This window comes from Caenibacillus caldisaponilyticus, assembly GCF_002003465.1.
In the GTDB taxonomy this organism is placed as follows: Bacteria; Bacillota; Bacilli; order Bacillales; family Sporolactobacillaceae; genus Caenibacillus; species Caenibacillus caldisaponilyticus.
On sequence record NZ_BDDQ01000147.1, the window covers coordinates 1 to 736 of the forward strand.

At 48.4% G+C, this 736-nt stretch carries 1 protein-coding gene; it reads right to left on the reverse strand.

Translation table 11 applies throughout. The features are described from left to right. Nucleotides 1-736, reverse strand: a 736-nt coding sequence (locus CCB157_RS16910; protein ID WP_143287139.1) for a phage portal protein, incomplete at both ends; no start/stop codon positions are given.

Consider the following 736-nt stretch of genomic DNA (forward strand, 5'->3'; position numbering starts at 1 on the left):
CTTTCACAGGCATCGCATCAATCGGAGCATAGTTGGCCGGAACATAGTGCCTATCGCCTTCTTCGCCGATTCCATCCTGTTCTTCGAGAGTACGAATATCATTGATGCTGTATGCCCCAATCTCCCACATTGACTTATAGAAAGCTGCCCGGCTCGCGGCATCACCGCGAAGCTCTGACGTCAGGTTGAACTTCGCGTAATACCGCTTTTGCTCCAACGGCGTGAACAGCTTGTAGTTGATCTCCTGTTCCCAATTGGTCACGATGGGCTGCAGAGTGTTCTTGACGTAGTCCAAGCTCTGCTGCTCGATGTTGCTGAATGTCGCGCGGTCCAACTGGTTGAGTTTATGCGCCGGAATCTTGTAGACCTTTGCCACTTCCAATACGCCAAATTTTTGCTGTTCAATAAACTGCGCATCTTCAAGCGGCATACTGATGCTTTGGTATTCCATTCCGCCATCAAGTATTGCGATTTTATGGGCATTCGTCAGACCCGTATTGAGCTTTTGCCATTCTTCACGAGCTTTTTCTTTAGCTTCTTTTTTCAGAGCAGTCGGGACCTTCAAAACCCCACGACTCGCAGTACCGTTTGCCCAAAATGCACCAATGAACTTTTTAGCCGCTTGCTGTGACCCCAAATCTTCACGCAATACAGAGATTGGAGATAATCCCTTGAGACCACTCTTCCCCGGGTATTTGAGATGAAACACATCATACCATGCCAGCTTTCTCATCTC